This window comes from Nitrospirota bacterium (assembly GCA_015233895.1).
Lineage (GTDB): Bacteria > Nitrospirota > Thermodesulfovibrionia > Thermodesulfovibrionales > Magnetobacteriaceae > Magnetomonas.
Genome location: JADFXG010000012.1, coordinates 57,448 through 72,804 on the forward strand (window position 1 = coordinate 57,448; position 15,357 = coordinate 72,804).

At 41.5% G+C, this 15,357-nt stretch carries 16 protein-coding genes and 1 pseudogene; 4 read left to right on the forward strand and 13 right to left on the reverse strand.

All coding sequences use genetic code 11. From position 1 onward, the window contains the following. Positions 1–15: 15 nt before the first annotated feature. The 11 genes and pseudogenes from yidD to HQK88_09990 form a co-directional block, all read right to left on the reverse strand. Positions 16–225 carry a membrane protein insertion efficiency factor YidD gene (gene yidD / locus HQK88_09940; GenBank protein MBF0617118.1) on the reverse strand — a complete coding sequence of 70 codons (210 nt, stop codon included), beginning with the start codon at positions 223–225 and terminating at the stop codon, positions 16–18. Then, positions 222–551 (reverse strand): annotated as a pseudogene (rnpA, locus tag HQK88_09945) (ribonuclease P protein component). Before rnpA ends, yidD begins: the two are co-directional and overlap by 4 nt. Further along, positions 533–676, reverse strand: a complete 144-nt coding sequence (gene rpmH, locus HQK88_09950) for a 50S ribosomal protein L34 (GenBank protein ID MBF0617119.1) — start codon at positions 674–676, stop codon at positions 533–535. Before rpmH ends, rnpA begins: the two are co-directional and overlap by 19 nt. Before the next feature lie 297 nt (positions 677–973). Next, positions 974–1,822 (reverse strand): hypothetical protein, encoded by an 849-nt coding sequence (locus HQK88_09955; protein ID MBF0617120.1) that lies wholly within the window; start codon positions 1,820–1,822, stop codon positions 974–976. 13 nt (positions 1,823–1,835) lie between these two features. Next, positions 1,836–2,933 (reverse strand): radical SAM protein, encoded by a 1,098-nt coding sequence (locus HQK88_09960; GenBank protein MBF0617121.1) that lies wholly within the window; start codon positions 2,931–2,933, stop codon positions 1,836–1,838. After that, positions 2,921–3,697, reverse strand: a complete 777-nt coding sequence (locus HQK88_09965) for a hypothetical protein (protein MBF0617122.1) — start codon at positions 3,695–3,697, stop codon at positions 2,921–2,923. The genes HQK88_09960 and HQK88_09965 overlap by 13 nt, the downstream gene beginning before the upstream one ends. Continuing rightward, positions 3,698–4,723 carry a radical SAM protein gene (locus tag HQK88_09970; protein ID MBF0617123.1) on the reverse strand — a complete coding sequence of 342 codons (1,026 nt, stop codon included), beginning with the start codon at positions 4,721–4,723 and terminating at the stop codon, positions 3,698–3,700. Positions 4,724–4,791: 68 nt separating this feature from the next. Then, positions 4,792–5,142 (reverse strand): hypothetical protein, encoded by a 351-nt coding sequence (locus tag HQK88_09975; GenBank protein MBF0617124.1) that lies wholly within the window; start codon positions 5,140–5,142, stop codon positions 4,792–4,794. 250 nt (positions 5,143–5,392) lie between these two features. Then, complete coding sequence (locus HQK88_09980) at positions 5,393–6,361, reverse strand: ATP-binding cassette domain-containing protein (GenBank protein MBF0617125.1); 969 nt, start codon at positions 6,359–6,361, stop codon at positions 5,393–5,395. A 7-nt stretch (positions 6,362–6,368) separates the two neighbouring features. Continuing rightward, positions 6,369–7,331 (reverse strand): ABC transporter ATP-binding protein, encoded by a 963-nt coding sequence (locus tag HQK88_09985; protein ID MBF0617126.1) that lies wholly within the window; start codon positions 7,329–7,331, stop codon positions 6,369–6,371. A 14-nt stretch (positions 7,332–7,345) separates the two neighbouring features. Beyond that, positions 7,346–7,702 (reverse strand): YraN family protein, encoded by a 357-nt coding sequence (locus tag HQK88_09990; GenBank protein MBF0617127.1) that lies wholly within the window; start codon positions 7,700–7,702, stop codon positions 7,346–7,348. Positions 7,703–7,835: 133 nt separating this feature from the next. Between HQK88_09990 and HQK88_09995 the strand changes: the two genes are divergently transcribed. The 3 genes from HQK88_09995 (at position 7,836) to HQK88_10005 (ending at position 11,946) form a co-directional block, all read left to right on the forward strand. Continuing rightward, positions 7,836–10,523 carry a sensor histidine kinase KdpD gene (locus tag HQK88_09995; GenBank protein MBF0617128.1) on the forward strand — a complete coding sequence of 896 codons (2,688 nt, stop codon included), beginning with the start codon at positions 7,836–7,838 and terminating at the stop codon, positions 10,521–10,523. A 6-nt stretch (positions 10,524–10,529) separates the two neighbouring features. Beyond that, the gene (locus HQK88_10000; GenBank protein MBF0617129.1) at positions 10,530–11,225 is read left to right on the forward strand and encodes a response regulator; all 696 of its coding nucleotides are present in this window, start codon (positions 10,530–10,532) and stop codon (positions 11,223–11,225) included. Between the two features lie 163 nt (positions 11,226–11,388). Continuing rightward, positions 11,389–11,946, forward strand: coding sequence for a DsrE family protein (locus tag HQK88_10005; GenBank protein ID MBF0617130.1), 558 nt, complete (start codon positions 11,389–11,391; stop codon positions 11,944–11,946). Positions 11,947–12,185: 239 nt separating this feature from the next. Here HQK88_10005 and HQK88_10010 read toward each other — a convergent pair whose 3' ends face one another. Further along, positions 12,186–13,997 (reverse strand): APC family permease, encoded by a 1,812-nt coding sequence (locus HQK88_10010; protein ID MBF0617131.1) that lies wholly within the window; start codon positions 13,995–13,997, stop codon positions 12,186–12,188. Between the two features lie 163 nt (positions 13,998–14,160). After that, the gene (locus HQK88_10015) at positions 14,161–14,607 is read right to left on the reverse strand and encodes a hypothetical protein (GenBank protein MBF0617132.1); all 447 of its coding nucleotides are present in this window, start codon (positions 14,605–14,607) and stop codon (positions 14,161–14,163) included. 91 nt (positions 14,608–14,698) lie between these two features. Here HQK88_10015 and HQK88_10020 point away from each other — a divergent pair, with 91 nt between their 5' ends. Next, on the forward strand, positions 14,699–15,283 hold the full coding sequence (locus tag HQK88_10020) for a Uma2 family endonuclease (GenBank protein ID MBF0617133.1): 585 nt from the start codon (positions 14,699–14,701) through the stop codon (positions 15,281–15,283). Positions 15,284–15,357: the final 74 nt, after the last annotated feature.

A 15,357-nucleotide genomic window follows, 5' to 3' on the forward strand; every position in this document is an offset into this window, starting at 1 on the left:
CCAGATTCATTGTTTTTATTTAACCGGATCATAGCCGCCGCGGCTTATCGGATGACACCTTAAAACCCTCTTTAAAGACATTAACAACCCTGTAAAAGGGCCGTGTTTTTCTATCGCCTCTGCACAGTAATCGGAACAGCTCGGATAGAATCTGCATGATGACGGTAACAGTGGCGAAAACATTGCCTTATAGAACTGAATAAGCGTAATGAGAATCGTCTTCATTTTAGTTTATCAAACAAAGACTGAAGTTCTATGCTCACACTATTGAAACCAACAGTTGAAATCACAGGTTTTGCGGCAACAACAACGTCAAAAGGCAGCGCACTGGCTCTTTCCAATAAAATCAACCTGACCGCTTCCCTGAAATACCTTTTAATGCGGTTTCTTACCACAGCGTTTCCGACTTTTTTACTAACAACAAGCCCAAGCCGCAAGTGCGTGTTAGATGTTGCCAAAAAATAAATGTTCAACATTTTCAAGGTGAATTTGCGGCCTTTTTTAAAGACATCCTGAAACTCAGAGCTTTTCCTTAAGCGCTCAGCTCTTTTCGTCCTTTTGCCCTTCTTCTTTTGATGACGTTACGGCCTGACGCTGTTGACATCCGCTTTCTGAACCCGTGTTTCCTTTTCCTCTTAATGTTGTGTGGATGAAATGTCGTATATGCTCCGCCCATTGCTATATCTTCCTCTGCTCTTTAGATTTACACAAAACCTATTATATTAGGTTCTTATTAGTATTGTCAACTGAGGGATAAAAATGTTTTTTTTATTTTTCGTTTTTTTGAAGTAAAGTGGTTTATTGTGAGAATGAGATGGGAAAGAAAAGAGCCGTTGCCTCAGAAAGAGCAACACTCAGACAAACCCCCGGGAAAATGACTTAAGCTGACCTTACAGAAAAAAACTATAATGGAGCTCCGGTTACCAAAATTACTTGACATTCCTGTTGGTATTTTTCGGTGTAATATTGTTTTTTAGGTCAAGAAGGATTTTAAAGCATCGACAATTCTGTCTGTATCTATGAGATTCATGCAATGTTTCAACTTATCTAAAGAACATGGTATCGAATAGTTAATGTGGCTGTATCCAGGCTGTATGCATTTGTCGAAGAACTCGCACCTTTCTTCTCCTTTGATATGTACTTGACCGCAATATCCATAAATCAAGCTGTCAGTAGGTCCCCAAAGAACTATGGCCGGAACTCCGGCATAATGTGCAGTGTGCATTATAAAATTATCAGACGTGATTACGACATCACATTTATTTATAACGTTAATAAGACTGCGAGGAGTCGTTAGACCTATAATTGAGTATGTTCCTTTTATATACTGCTGCCCTAAACGTCCTGCTTGAATTATAAGAGTGTCATCGGATTTGATTTTTTCTACGAATTCATGCCACTTGTTGAAATCCATTTCTTTACGAGGAGAATCAGACCATGGGGCTATCAAAATATTCTTATTTCGAAAGGGGATTATTGTATTTAATTCAAAATCGGTAGAAATTATATCTGGGAAATAGAGACGCTCTTCTACAGGAGTTTCAAGATTGAAAATTCGAGCCAAAATCTGGAAGGCTCGACGATTCCCTTGTCCAAGAACCTCCTTACTCCAGTAGTCTGTTCCAATAATAAAAGCATCTTTGGGTGGAAATCCTACGTAAGAAATCGCAGGATGTCCTTTTAAAATACTCAAATATTTTGTCCGCCTAACCAAATTAAACTTTCGGGAAGGCTCTCTTTCGATGTCAAGTTTCAGGACTCCTGAAATCATAAGAGCATCGCCCAACCCGCCAATTGGGTTAATCCAGATATTTTCAGCCATATCTACCATGAGATTAAAACGTGAGCCCAGTTATAGGTTCAAAAAATTTTTCTATAAATCTCTTTTTTGATAAACACCATCGGGTTTTATGCACAAAATCTCCGTGTTCGTCATATGAGTCTAAAGGACATCCACCGTGGCATATGCTCCAAAAGCGGCAATCCTTACAGTCCTTTTCCAACAGGATTTCATTGCGGCTGATCAACTGTCCACGTTGAGAATCGTAAAGTATTTCATGAAGAGACCGGTCGAGTATGTTTCCATAAGAGAGTAAACCCCAGTCAGAGGACCTTCCACATTGGGATGTCTCACCGCGGGGATCAATATTTACATGGTTATAGGCACAATCCCCTGAATCGACACAGGATAGACTGAGAGCATCTCTTTTTGCATTTATCGAAAACGATTTAAATGGTTCGATTTCGTAATATATTTCTTTATATTTCCACCATACGGGAAATATTTCACCTAAAAAATCGGCATATTCATTGGGGGTTATGGCTATGTCTTTAATCTCACTGTCATAGATGAGCACTTGATTTAAATTAATCCCCCCATTAATGAATAAGTTAGTCAAATAGTAGAATATATCTAAAGGTCTTTCAAGTGATCTTTTTGTAACTACATAGATAATTCCTACGTTAAAAGCAGATTCACGTGATAACTTTAGCCCACTGAGAAACATCTTGTTATAAATCTCAGAATCGATATTTTTACCAGGCCCTCTTACGTTTTGAATAGGGTCGTAACTTGACCCTAAATGACCTATACCCATTTTCTTAAATATTTCCAAAAAATCCTTCGATAAAAGGGTGAGATTCGTTTGAATGTTGTGATTTATACGGGATAAAGTAGCAGTACAATGCTTTTCCTGTATATCTAAAGCCGTTTTAAAAAAATCCACACCCAAAAGCAGTGGTTCGCCTCCATGCCACAAAACCGTTATATTATCATCAGGATTCGACATTAAAAAGGTATTTATTCTCGAAAAACACACATCCAGGATTTCATAAGACATTATCGGGGTGGTTGAAGGCTTTCTACGGACTACGTCGCAGTATATACAATTAGAGTTACATTTTTCCGTTGCTTTTAGAATTATAGTTGCCATAGTTGGTTTGAATCACTTGTTCTTTTTTTATAGTAGTATTCTGCGGCTTCCAAAACATCCACAAATAACTTTTGACAACCGTATTTCTGGTTTGATGAGTCGGGAAATTTACCTAAACATATCCGCCAGCCTTGGCAATAAGCGCATCCCTCTGGCTTAAGAAAAAAATCTTCACGAGACAGTAGCCTTTCGTGAAACAGCGATAATATTCCGAAACTGCTTATATGAAAATATCTTTCGGGGTCGTTAAAATAAACCGCACCATAATCGATATATTTTCCTCGTTCATAATTTAACAATAAATAACCGAAAGGTTCGATTTGTCCACGTGAAACCATGCCGTAAACTGCGTAATGCATCAGATCGTTAACCGATTCCCAATCGGGATTTTTACGGTCGAAGACAATTCCACAAGCTATACCTAAAGATGATAATATCCTTAACCCTGAAAATGTTTCGCTATCGCTCTCAGGCAAAAAAACTCTAATATTTAGTTTTCTAAACATTTTTATTTTCTTAATAAAATCAGAAATCTCACCAATCCCCGGCGTATATAATGCTATCGGTATATCTGCATATTCTTCATAAATCGTCAATGAATCGAGTTTTTTCGGGTAATTAATCATTATACAATGTAATCTGTTATTTTCATTTACAGCATTGGCAACGGCTATTATTTCGGAAAAAGCATCATATCGTATTACCAGTGTTTCGTTTCTGAAGCGGTCTATCAGAGCCTTATCGAAGGGGCAGCATTTAATCATTTATATTTTCCCTGTCTCATCTGAAATTACGTACATTTCATCCAAACGTATAGGGGGCTCATCCCTAAATGACGATAAGATATGAGCTTTGCATCCTCCATGGCAAAGGCCGTTTTCACGATAAACACAATCGTCACAGCGCTCGAAAATGCCGCATGCTTCTGTCTGGATTTTTGAAAACAGATCGTTATAATATTCTATTACTTCACTAAAAGAATTAAATTCAAAGAGAGATTTCTTATGAAAAGACGACAAAGGAAAACACGGCCATACCTCCATGTCGGGTCCAATATCGATAGCCGGTACGCAGTAAAACCTGAAATCTCCCGTTGTTAACCTGTACATCTGGCCCAGTTGATTGTCGTTAAGTGCACACATTGGGAAACCACAATCGAAAGCTGGTTTTATCCTTAATTCCTTAAAAATATCAAAACAAGACGATAACCGCTTTATTATATTATCAAAGCTGCCAATATCAACGTAGATATTATCCTTTCCAACAATCCTGTGGGCTAACCCTAAACGAAGTACACGAATCATGCCATACATATTTATTGCCTGGAACAGGAAATTCATATCAAAATCATTTCTGTAGATATTAAATCCGGCAATCGTACGGTTTCCGAAATGTTCCAGGAATCGCTTTACACTGACTGTTTCGGCTACAGGAGATAGTGCTGGGTCGTTAAGATTGCAGACAAATGTCAATCTGCCCATTGGAACGTCTTCAAGTGTTTTTATCGATTTACTTAGCTTATCTTTAGTCATGATACCGCTTGTAAAAACGCTGACGTCAAACCCACGTTCTATGAGATAAACTACAAAATCGTTAAAGGAAGGGTGCAGTGTAGGCTCCCCCCCAAGCAAAGACAGATGGCGGTGCCCTGAACACTCAAGCAAATCGGCAATATAGATTAAGTTCTCCCACGACAGCATCTTGTCTGAGGTACTGTTTTCCATATGTTTTAAAGCAAAACAATACGGACACTTGCGAACGCATTGCTGCGTTAAAAGAACGTTTGCCATGGTTATCCGATCTCCTACCCTGCCGTTTCAAAAAATTTTGCATAGATAAACGAATGTTCATCTATTTACTATGAGCAGCTTCTGTACAAAAAGTAACGACCGCTGCTGCTGTAGCAGCTGCTGCTGTTGTAGGAACCGCTGCTGCTGTAGCCACTGCCGCTGTTGTAGGAACCGCTGTTGTAGGAACCGCTGCTGCTGTAGCGACTGCTGCTGTAGTGACTGCTGGAATATGCACTGTTATATGCTGTAAGATTACTATCCTCAAACTGGTGCGCCTCGCCATTCCTATCTGCAACCGAACCTTTCGCTAATTTGGGTAAGCACAGAACACTCGATGCTCCTAAAACTCCTAATGCTATACGCTTCAGAGCCTCACGCCTGATCATTTGCTGATCTTCTTTTTTCTTTTTATCGTCCATAGTCAAAAGCCTCCATTATTATATGATTATTTCTCCTTCCATTAAGGAGAATAAGCACTACAGATAAATGTCAATTCAACATGCAGCTTTTAAGGCGACATTCTGTGCCGTATTTATGCTACACAGTATGGTAGATTTTACATAAAAATGAAAAGAATGTCAAGCAAAAAATTGTCAATTATGGACAAAAATTTTTTTATTTTTGTTTTTTAATCCATTACACTAAATATGCAATCCTTGCATAGGTTTATCATAACAGATGACACGATGCAAGCCGTCCATTGTGAGTCAGTAGCTGTGGAATCTCCCTTTTACAGATGTCTGAACACTTAGGGCACCTCGGATGAAACGGACATCCTGATGGTATGTCTATCGGGCTTGGCACATCCAGTGAGGTGACATCAAAAGTCTTTCTTTGCGGTTTTGAGGTTTTTCGTATCTTTGGCGCTGATTCGATAAGCATCACCGTGTATGGATGCATGGGTGCGCTAAAGAGATCCTCTGATTTAGCCAGTTCCACAATTTTCCCCAGATACATCACACCGATTGTATCGCTAAAGTATCTGACCACGTTTAAGTCATGGCTGATAAATAAAAAAGAAAGTCCATAAGCAGCCTTTAAATCTTTCAGCAGGTTAAGCACCTGTGCCTGTATAGAGACATCAAGAGAGGACAGTGGTTCATCGGCAACAATCAGCTCAGGTGACAGCGCAAGCGCACGCGCTATACAAATCCGCTGACGCTGCCCTCCGCTAAACTCGTGCGGATAGCGATTCATAACGTCTGGCTCAAGACCGACATTATTCAGCAGCTTTCCCACTCGCTCACGAAACTCAGACCGCGGACAGAGTTTGTGAATCAGGAGCGGCTCGGATAGTGTCGTAAATATCTTCATCCTTGGATTTAACGATGCAAACGGATCCTGAAAAATTATTTGCACAGCCCGTCTGTATGCTTTAAGGTTGCCAACTTTGAGGCTAAACACACTTTTTCCTTTAAATAATACATCCCCTCCGTTAGCCTCAATCAACCTCAAGACCAACCGCGCCACAGTTGACTTACCACATCCGCTCTCTCCAACAAGGGCAAACACCGTGTTTTTCTCTATCGCAAAATCCACGCCGTCAACAGCTTTGACATATCCGGTTTTTTTCAAAAATCCAGATCCAACGGCATATTGTTTTTTAAGCTCCGTTACTTTTAGCAAAGTTTCTGTCATAAATTACCTATAAAGACAACCTTTCATTTCTTATACACCTAAGCAGCCGTCCATCCCCAACATCCCTAAGCTCCGGCTCCTCTGCTCTGCACTTTGGCAGCACAAAGCGGCACCTGTCGGAAAACTTACAGCCGGCAGGCAGTCTGTCGGCTCGCGGCACTGTGCCCGGTATTGACTCAAGTGCATCGCCTTTCCCACCGGGGATTGAATTAAGCAGGCCTATCGTGTATGGATGCAACGGTTTTGCAAATAATTCATCCGTCTTTGCCAACTCCACTATCCTGCCAGCGTACATGATTGCCACACGGTCGGTGTGCTCTGAGACAATTGCCAGGTCGTGGGTTATAAACATGACCGACATGTTTTTTTCCTCTTTGATTGAATGGATGAGGTTAAGTATCTGAGCGGCAATTGTTACATCAAGCGCTGTTGTGGGCTCATCTGCAATCAGAAGTTCCGGTTTGCAAGCTATCGCCATGGCTATCATAACCCGTTGCCTCATGCCGCCTGACATCTGATGCGGGTAGTCTTTTGCCCTTTGCTCTGCAGAAGGTATTTTTACTTCTTTCAGCAGCTCAACTGCCCGCTTGTTTGCCTCACGGACAGACATCCCCTTGTGTGTGGTCAGCACCTCAGCAATTTGGTAGCCAATGGTAAGAACAGGATTTAAGGAGGTCATGGGTTCCTGAAAAACCATTGAAATTGCGTTTCCTCTCAGTGCTCTGCGTCTTTCTGCGCTAAGGGAGCCCAGTGCCTCATCTTTAAAGATTATTTTCCCGTCACTTTTTGCACTGTCAGGCAGAATTCCCATTATTGAAAGCGCTGTCATACTTTTTCCCGAGCCGCTTTCTCCAACTACTCCAAAAATCTCACTTTCGTTTATATCAAAACTCAGACTATCCACGACCCGTACATTTTTCCCAGCCATCTGAAAACTCACACTGAGTTGCTTTACACTAAGCAGTGACATAAATCCTTTCAGGATTACCCCTCATTGATGGCATCCTTTATGTGTTGTATTTGATTGTTCTGACCGTCTATCATAACACTTATAACATCAAAGCGTACCATAGGCTCGGTTTTAAACGTTTTCATATACATAAGAGCTGTGCCCTTAATTTTCCGCCTCTTTGCTGCGTTCACCGCTTCAAACGGCATTCCAAAAGAGTCGCTCTGTCTTGTTTTTACCTCTACAAAGACAATGCAATCTCCCTCCCTGGCTATTATATCAATTTCCCCGACTTTATTCCTGTAGTTTCTCTCTAAAATCTTATAACCCGATTTTTTTAGAAACTTTTCGGCCAGCACTTCACCCAACTTACCAGTTTCTACATTAGTCACCGCGCAACTGCCCCCTCTTATGCCCGATAATATACGAATTATAAAGATTTACAAAAAATACTGCAACAAGTTTTTTAAATACTGTACAATAATGCTAATGGATACGTATTAACTAAAGCGGCAGGTATAAACAATGGACGATCAAAGACCATCACCAGAGGCGCTTTTAGCTCAGGTTAAAATGGAGGAGGCACGCAAGACTCAGGGAAGTCTGAAGGTTTTCTTTGGAGCGGCTCCGGGTGTTGGGAAAACTTATGCCATGCTTGAAGCAGCCCGTCAGAAGCAATCTGAGGGGGTTGAGGTTGTTGTGGCTGTGGTGGAAACCCATAAGCGTAAGGAAACCGAAAAGCTGCTTGAAGGCCTTGAGGTATTACAGAAAACGAGGATAGAGTACCGCGGCGCTGTTTTGTATGAATTAGATATTGATGAGGCCCTAAGACGTAAACCCTCGCTTATTTTGGTTGACGAGCTCGCACACACAAATGCACCAGAAAGCCGCCACAAAAAGCGGTGGCAGGATGTGTTTGAGCTGCTTGAGGCCGGTATTGATGTTTACACAACACTTAACGTTCAGCACCTTGAAAGCCTCGGTGACGTAGTTGCACAAATTACAGGAATAACAATAAGAGAAACCGTACCCGATTTTGTAATAGAACGAGCTGATGAGGTTGCTCTTGTTGACCTTCCTCCGGATGAGCTTTTGCAAAGGCTTAAGGAGGGTAAGGTTTATATGTCTGAGCTTGCAGATCAGGCAAGAGGGAATTTTTTCAGAAAAGGTAATCTGCTTGCCTTAAGAGAATTAGCCCTGCGCAGAACAGCCGAGCGCGTGGATGAACAGATACAGGATTACAGAGTGGTCAAAGGTGTAAAGGAAGTGTGGCCTGTATCGGAGCGGATTTTAGTAAGCATCAGCTCTAATCCCCGCTCGATACGTCTGATACGGGCTGCAAAGCGAATGGCGGCAGGCCTTAGAGCCGAGTGGATGGCAGTTAATGTGGAGGCACCGTCAAAAGTAAAGCCGACAAAGGCGGATCTTGCTAAACTTTCCACTCATATACGGTTGGCCGAAGAGCTTGGCGCTGAAACTATAACTCTGACAGGCCAGAGGGCAAGCGATGAAATCCTCCGCTATGCCGCAAGTAGAAACGTTACTAAAATCATAATCGGAAAGCCTGCACACCCGCGATGGAAAGACGTCCTGTTTGGCTCTATGCTGGATGAAATTGTGCGCGGAAGCGGCAATATTGATATATATGTTATTAGCGGTGACAGAGGGCAACCAATCCCTGAGCCTGTTACAAAAATAAAAAAACAGAACACGATGATAACAAAAGATATTCCTATGACTGTTGCCACAGTTGCGGTGTGCACTGTTGTTGCCCACTTTATGGATCCTTATGTTGCCCGTGCAGACCTTGCCATGGTGTATTTAATTGGCGTGGTGTTTATGGCTACGCGTTCAGAAAAGCTGTCTTCATTTCTTACTGCCCTTTTGGGAGTATTAGCGTTTGATTTTTTCTTTGTGCCGCCGCGCTACACGTTTGAAGTTAGTTCTACCAGTTATTTAATCACGTTTTTCGTAATGCTTGTCTTAGCGTTTGTTATAAGCAAGCTCACATTAAGGGTAAAGGATCAGGTTGACTCAGCACGTGAGCGTCAGCAAACAACGGCATCGCTTTATAATCTGAGCCGTAAGCTTGTTAACAAACAGAGCATGGAACAAGTCTGTGCACTTGTCATTAGTCATATAGCCGAGATTTTATCTTGTCGGGCAGTTGTGCTTTTGCCGGATGAGCACGGAGTTTTAGAGTCTAAGATAACCACACAGGATACCTTTGAACTTGATCAAAAAGAATACAGCGTGGCAAAGTGGTGTTATGACCACAAGCAACGGGCTGGTTTTGCTACTGATACTCTCTCCGGAGCCAAAGCCATGTACCTTCCGCTTGTTGCCTCAGCTAAAACCATAGGTGTTATCGGAGTGATAATGTCTCCAACACAAGAGTTTTTGGAGCAGAGGCAAATGCACATACTTGAGAGTTTTGCAAACCAGAGTGCTATGGCAATTGAACGTGTGTTACTTGCTGATGAAGCTCAACAGGCGCTCTTAAAAGCCGAAACTGAAACTCTGCGCAATACCCTTCTTAGCTCAATTTCCCATGACCTGCGCACACCGCTTGCGGCCATTACCGGTGCGGCATCCACCATTTTGCAAAAAGATATAACTCTCGATTACAATGAAAATCAGGAGCTGCTCCTAACCATATACGAGGAGGCTGAACATCTCAACCAAATCATCAGAAACGTTCTTAATATGACACGCATAGAGGCTGGGGCCATAACAGTGAAAAAACAATGGCAGCCAATTGAGGAAATCATAGGGGCTGCACTTAACCGTATGGCAGAAAAACTTGGCAACAGACCCGTGGAAATAACTCTGCCGGAGGATTTACCTATGGTTTTTTTCGATCCCCTTTTGATTGAACAGGTGCTTATGAATCTGTTAGATAATGCCATTAAATATACTCCATCGGAGACGCCGATAGAGCTCTCTGCAATGATAAAAGACGATAGCGTTGTTGTACAAGTTAGGGACAGGGGGCCTGGATTAATTGCCGGTGAAGAGCAACGGATATTCGATAAGTTTGTGCGGAGCACCTCCAAAGGCGGTGGTATTGGGCTTGGGTTAACGATTTGCCGTGCCATAATAAATGCACATGGAGGTAAAATCAGCGCACAAAACAGGCCAGGCGGAGGCGCTGAGTTTAGCTTTACACTGCCTGTTATAAACCAACCCGATATGACGCAAGCACCTGAGTAAGCTGATATGGAAAACGCTCTGATACTTTTGATAGAAGATGAAACTCAAATGCTTCGATTTTTGAGAATTACGCTTAAAGGACATGGTTACAAGCTTGTTGAGGCTGTTACCGGCAAAGAGGGATTAATGCAGGCGGCAATGCGCAATCCTGACGTCATACTGCTTGACCTTGGACTTCCCGATATGGACGGCCTTGGGGTAATACAGCAGCTTCGCGGCTGGAGTGACGTTTCTATCATAGTCATTTCGGCAAGAGAACAAGAGGAGGATAAAATCAGGGCTTTAGATACAGGAGCAGACGATTATCTCACAAAACCATTTAGTGCCGGTGAACTGCTTGCCCGCATACGAGTGGCTCTTCGGCACAAGCTGTTTGTTTCACAGGGACAGAAAGAGCACACATTTACCGTTTATGACCTTAAGGTTGATCTTTCTACCAGACAAGTCTTTATAAATGATGTCGAAATTCATCTAACCCCCATTGAGTACAGCCTTTTAGCGGTTTTAATTAAAAACGCTGGTAAGGTGGTAACTCATTCCCAACTTCTCAAAGAGGTTTGGGGGATAAATTACGCAAACCAAACGCAATACCTGAGAGTTTACATGGCTCAACTTCGCAGAAAACTCGAATCTGACCCCGCCCGTCCAAAGTTTTTAATTAATGAACCTGCTATCGGCTACAGACTCAAGTTAAATGACTAATTATCTGAAATTGTCTCTCCTTAAGTTTTTATAAAATCTTTATACCTCCGCCATGTTTATTAACATCTATTTTACGTAACAAACTGTTACGCTAAAAATAGATAGCGGATCGGTTCATATACTATAAATGGTTGATATAAAATATTCACAAAGGAGGATTTAAGTGGGTTTAAAAAAAATTTTACCAATAGTTTTTTTGACTCTTTTAGGTACTATACTGGTGTTAACGGCTACTACTGCCTTGCCGGTATCTTATTATCCTCCTGCTTTAAACAATATTAATAACCCTCCTGCTTTAGGTAGTATAAGAATAGATATACCGGTCAAACCGACAGAGGCTAAGGTAGTTGTTAATATTGGCAATGACGTTATGTCCGGGGATTTACCGCTTGGTATCAAATATATGACAAGAATGGTAAAAAGGTTTAAAGAGAAAAATATTAACTGGAAACTCTCCGGAGTGTTTCACAACACAGCCGGCTATATGCTTCTTAAAGATGGCATTTATAATGCTAAACGGCAGGTACTCACAGGAAACCCATATAAGACTCTCATTGAAAGTTTAATCAGGGATGGGGTTTCTATCGAGATATGTGCTCTAACAATGGAGGCAAACAGTTATAAAAACGAAGACCTGATTCCGGGCGTTAAAGTAGTTGAAGCTGCCGAGCTTCGGATTATTCAACTTGTGGATGAGCATTATGTTCAGATTATTCCATAAAAATTATCATCAAAAATTTGGTTCGCAGCAACATTTATACCAAGTTGCGCTCAAAAGAGGAGATTGCCACACCCCCTACGGGGGTTCGCAATGACGGCGTGGGGCTCTGTACATGAGCATCCCTATCTGTCATTACGAGGAGCGTAGCGACCAGGGGAATCCCCTTGAGGGGAGAATCTCCTCTTTAAATTATAGTTTAGATTGCAACTCGGTATTAGGCGATAGAATGCGACTTGGTGTTAATCACTTAAATGCAGGGGTACACTAGTTGAGACTACCCCCTCTTTAAATAGTATTATGCCCTTTATGAATATCGCCGTCTGGTTATGAAGAAGATGATGCCACCATTTCTGTGGAACGAACTCTGGAAGGACTATGGTTATGATGCCTTTTTTGTAACTGTCTTTTACATCGTCTATATAGGACATCAAAGGTTCAATTATTGAACGGTAAGGAGAATCCAGTATAACAAGCTGAATACCCAAACCATATGTTTCCCATAAGATCTTCAGCTTCTCTGTAGCAACCGGATCGAGGCACACATACACTGCCGTTACATCCCCTGAAATTGCCTTTGCATACTTAACTGCGTTTAATACCGCACTCTGGATGCCCGAGATGGGGACAATCACTGAGTGATGAATATATTCCTCACCGGGGACTGCGTTTTTGACTGACAGTTGTTTAGAAACCGACTGGTAATGCAGATTGATTTTCTTTGTGGCATACATGATGATTGGTATAGCAACGATGACCATCCATGCCCCGTGAATAAACTTTGTTGTGGAAATTACCAGCGATACAATTGCGGTTGTTATCGCTCCGGAGGCATTTATGATCATGTGTTTGACCCATCCCTTGCCTTTGTATTTAAACCAGTGCACAACCATTCCAGACTGTGACAACGTAAAAGACAGGAATACTCCTACTGCGTACAGAGGTATAAGAGAATGAGTATCGCCTTCAAAGGCGGCCATAAGTATAGCAGAAAATATACTCAATATGATTACACCGTTAGAAAATACAAGCTTATCACCACGGTTTGCCAATTGTCGTGGCAGATAGCCATCCTGAGCCATTATTGAAGAGAGTCTGGGGAAATCAGCAAACGATGTATTTGCCGCAAGTATCAGTATCAGAAAGGTGGTGCTCTGAATAAAGTAGTAAAAAAATCCCTGAGAGAATATGGTTTTTGCCAGTTGTGACAGTATGGTTTCGTTTTCAGCGGGTAATATGCCGAAACGGTTTGTCAAAAAGGTAATGCCAGTAAATGAAAACCCAAGAATGATGGCCATCCATATTAATGTTATCCCTGCATTTCTGGACTCTGGAGCTTTAAAAGCCTTGACACCGTTAGAGATAGCCTCAATACCTGTAAGGGCTGTACAACCTGAGGAGAAGGCCTTCATTATAAGAAATAACATCATAATATCCGAATATGCATGAGCCTGCACAGGATGGGTGGCATGTTGCAAAGATGTGATACGTATTAAACCAACGCAGATAAGTATTACTATTCCTGCAATAAAAAAATATGTTGGCAGAGAGAATATCTTACCCGATTCCTTAACACCGCGAAGATTAACCACTGTGATAATTAACAGTGAGGTGATGCACAACAAAACCCTGTATTTATACAAAAATGGTACCGCAGATGTTATAGCGGCAACCCCTGAACTGATACTTACGGACACCGTAAGAACGTAATCTATAAGCAGGGCAGATCCAGCTGCAAGTCCGGCATTTATGCCAAGATTATCCTTTGCAACAATATAGGCACCCCCACCTGAAGGATATTCGTGAATGGTCTGAAAATAAGAGGTGGCAACTATTGCTATCAAGGTTGTTATGCCAATGGCTATTGGCATAGAATAGTGGAGCAGCCCCGCGCCACCTAGTACCAAAACGATAAGTATTTCCTCAGTTGCATATGCCACTGAGGACATTGCGTCCGATGAGAACACTGCCAGACCTGTGAACTTTGATACACGCTCGTGCTTTTCTTTTACAGACTCTATAGGTCTGCCAATTAGAAAAGTTTTAATAGACATACATCCTCCTGAAACGCTCAGTGTGGTACATTAGCAGCTAACTAATCTTTACACCACGGTCAACATTGTAAATCTACATACAGTGGATTGTCAATTATACAAATTGCCCCCGAATCCACCATCAAAATAAATCGTAATGTCAATTTTAGGAATTTTAAGAATTTTAGAGATCAGTTGTGAGTATAAGGGCTTCTCTCGTGGCTGTCTCTTCACATGGTTTCAATGCGTCAAATTTGATCAAGCCCGCATTTATTCGCATCAGTGCCTTCAGATTTTCTGTGGCCTCCGGTATAAAGGCTTGCTTTGCCTCTCTCACTTTCTCCTGTCCCTTATCATGAAATTTCGATAAATAGCGAAATATCACTGATTCCGACGGTGTCGTCCTTTTGCGTTCTTTACGAAATCTCTTATCTATTTCTCTTCTCTCCTTTCGACTTAAGTCTTGTTTCAAGGCTTTTCTCATTATCCGGCAAAGACCCTCGTCTCCCTCTAATTTCTCTATATCACTTACGCAATCTCCTCCCATATACAACGGTAACCCTCCTAATGATGTCATCCCTGATTTACTTGCCTCTCTCTCATATTCATATTTCAGTGTCCCTTGTGCCATAATACGTTCACCTCGTTGGTGTTAGTTTTTTGTCTGGTAACTTATTCTAACATCCCGTATCCACGGGTGCCAACGAGGTCTTTTACTTTTTTTGTCGGTGATTCAGGGGATTAGGGCTGTAATTGACAAAACCGTTGGGTTTATGCAATATTCAACTATGATTACAGGGACTATGGAAAGAAATTTAGATTTAACTGAAATCATCAACGGAGAGGAAATCATGGGGCCTAGTCCATTTTTTAAACACCAACGAATTGTCAGTAAATTACATCTTACTATAGGTCAATACGTTAAAAAGAATATGTTAGGAGAGGTACATATATATCCGCTTGATGTAATCTTTGATGAGGGTGTAAACAGGCTACAGCCCGACATTCTTTTTATCAGAAAAGAAAACCTGAGTATTGCCAAGGATTGGATAAGAGGCGTACCGGATATGGTTTGTGAGATAATATCTCCAGGCAGTTATGAAATGGATACTGCGGTAAAGAAGGCTATCTATGAGAAATACAGAGTACCGGAGTACTGGATTGTTATGCCGGAACCTCAAACGATTGAGATATTAACCATTGAAAGCGATAAGTATAAGTTACATTCCGTGGCCGCATTTGAGGGTGTTGTTACATCTAAAGTCATAGAAGGACTTCAAGTTAACGTTAACGATATATTTGAGTAACCTGCATTAGTTTGTTACTTCTGTCCTTTACCTATATGTGGACAATAATCCTTTTCAAATTCGGTATATATAAG

Excerpts from the sequence above, each read along its gene's own strand:
- yidD (MBF0617118.1), bottom strand. The coding sequence starts at position 225 with ATGAAGACGATTCTCATTACGCTTATTCAGTTCTATAAGGCAATGTTT.
- rpmH (MBF0617119.1), bottom strand. The coding sequence starts at position 676 with ATGGGCGGAGCATATACGACATTTCATCCACACAACATTAAGAGGAAA.
- HQK88_09955 (MBF0617120.1), bottom strand. The coding sequence starts at position 1,822 with ATGGCTGAAAATATCTGGATTAACCCAATTGGCGGGTTGGGCGATGCT.
- HQK88_09960 (MBF0617121.1), bottom strand. The coding sequence starts at position 2,933 with ATGGCAACTATAATTCTAAAAGCAACGGAAAAATGTAACTCTAATTGT.
- HQK88_09965 (MBF0617122.1), bottom strand. The coding sequence starts at position 3,697 with ATGATTAAATGCTGCCCCTTCGATAAGGCTCTGATAGACCGCTTCAGA.
- HQK88_09970 (MBF0617123.1), bottom strand. The coding sequence starts at position 4,723 with ATGGCAAACGTTCTTTTAACGCAGCAATGCGTTCGCAAGTGTCCGTAT.
- HQK88_09975 (MBF0617124.1), bottom strand. The coding sequence starts at position 5,142 with ATGGACGATAAAAAGAAAAAAGAAGATCAGCAAATGATCAGGCGTGAG.
- HQK88_09980 (MBF0617125.1), bottom strand. The coding sequence starts at position 6,361 with ATGACAGAAACTTTGCTAAAAGTAACGGAGCTTAAAAAACAATATGCC.
- HQK88_09985 (MBF0617126.1), bottom strand. The coding sequence starts at position 7,331 with ATGTCACTGCTTAGTGTAAAGCAACTCAGTGTGAGTTTTCAGATGGCT.
- HQK88_09995 (MBF0617128.1), top strand. The coding sequence starts at position 7,836 with ATGGACGATCAAAGACCATCACCAGAGGCGCTTTTAGCTCAGGTTAAA.
- HQK88_10000 (MBF0617129.1), top strand. The coding sequence starts at position 10,530 with ATGGAAAACGCTCTGATACTTTTGATAGAAGATGAAACTCAAATGCTT.
- HQK88_10010 (MBF0617131.1), bottom strand. The coding sequence starts at position 13,997 with ATGTCTATTAAAACTTTTCTAATTGGCAGACCTATAGAGTCTGTAAAA.
- HQK88_10015 (MBF0617132.1), bottom strand. The coding sequence starts at position 14,607 with ATGGCACAAGGGACACTGAAATATGAATATGAGAGAGAGGCAAGTAAA.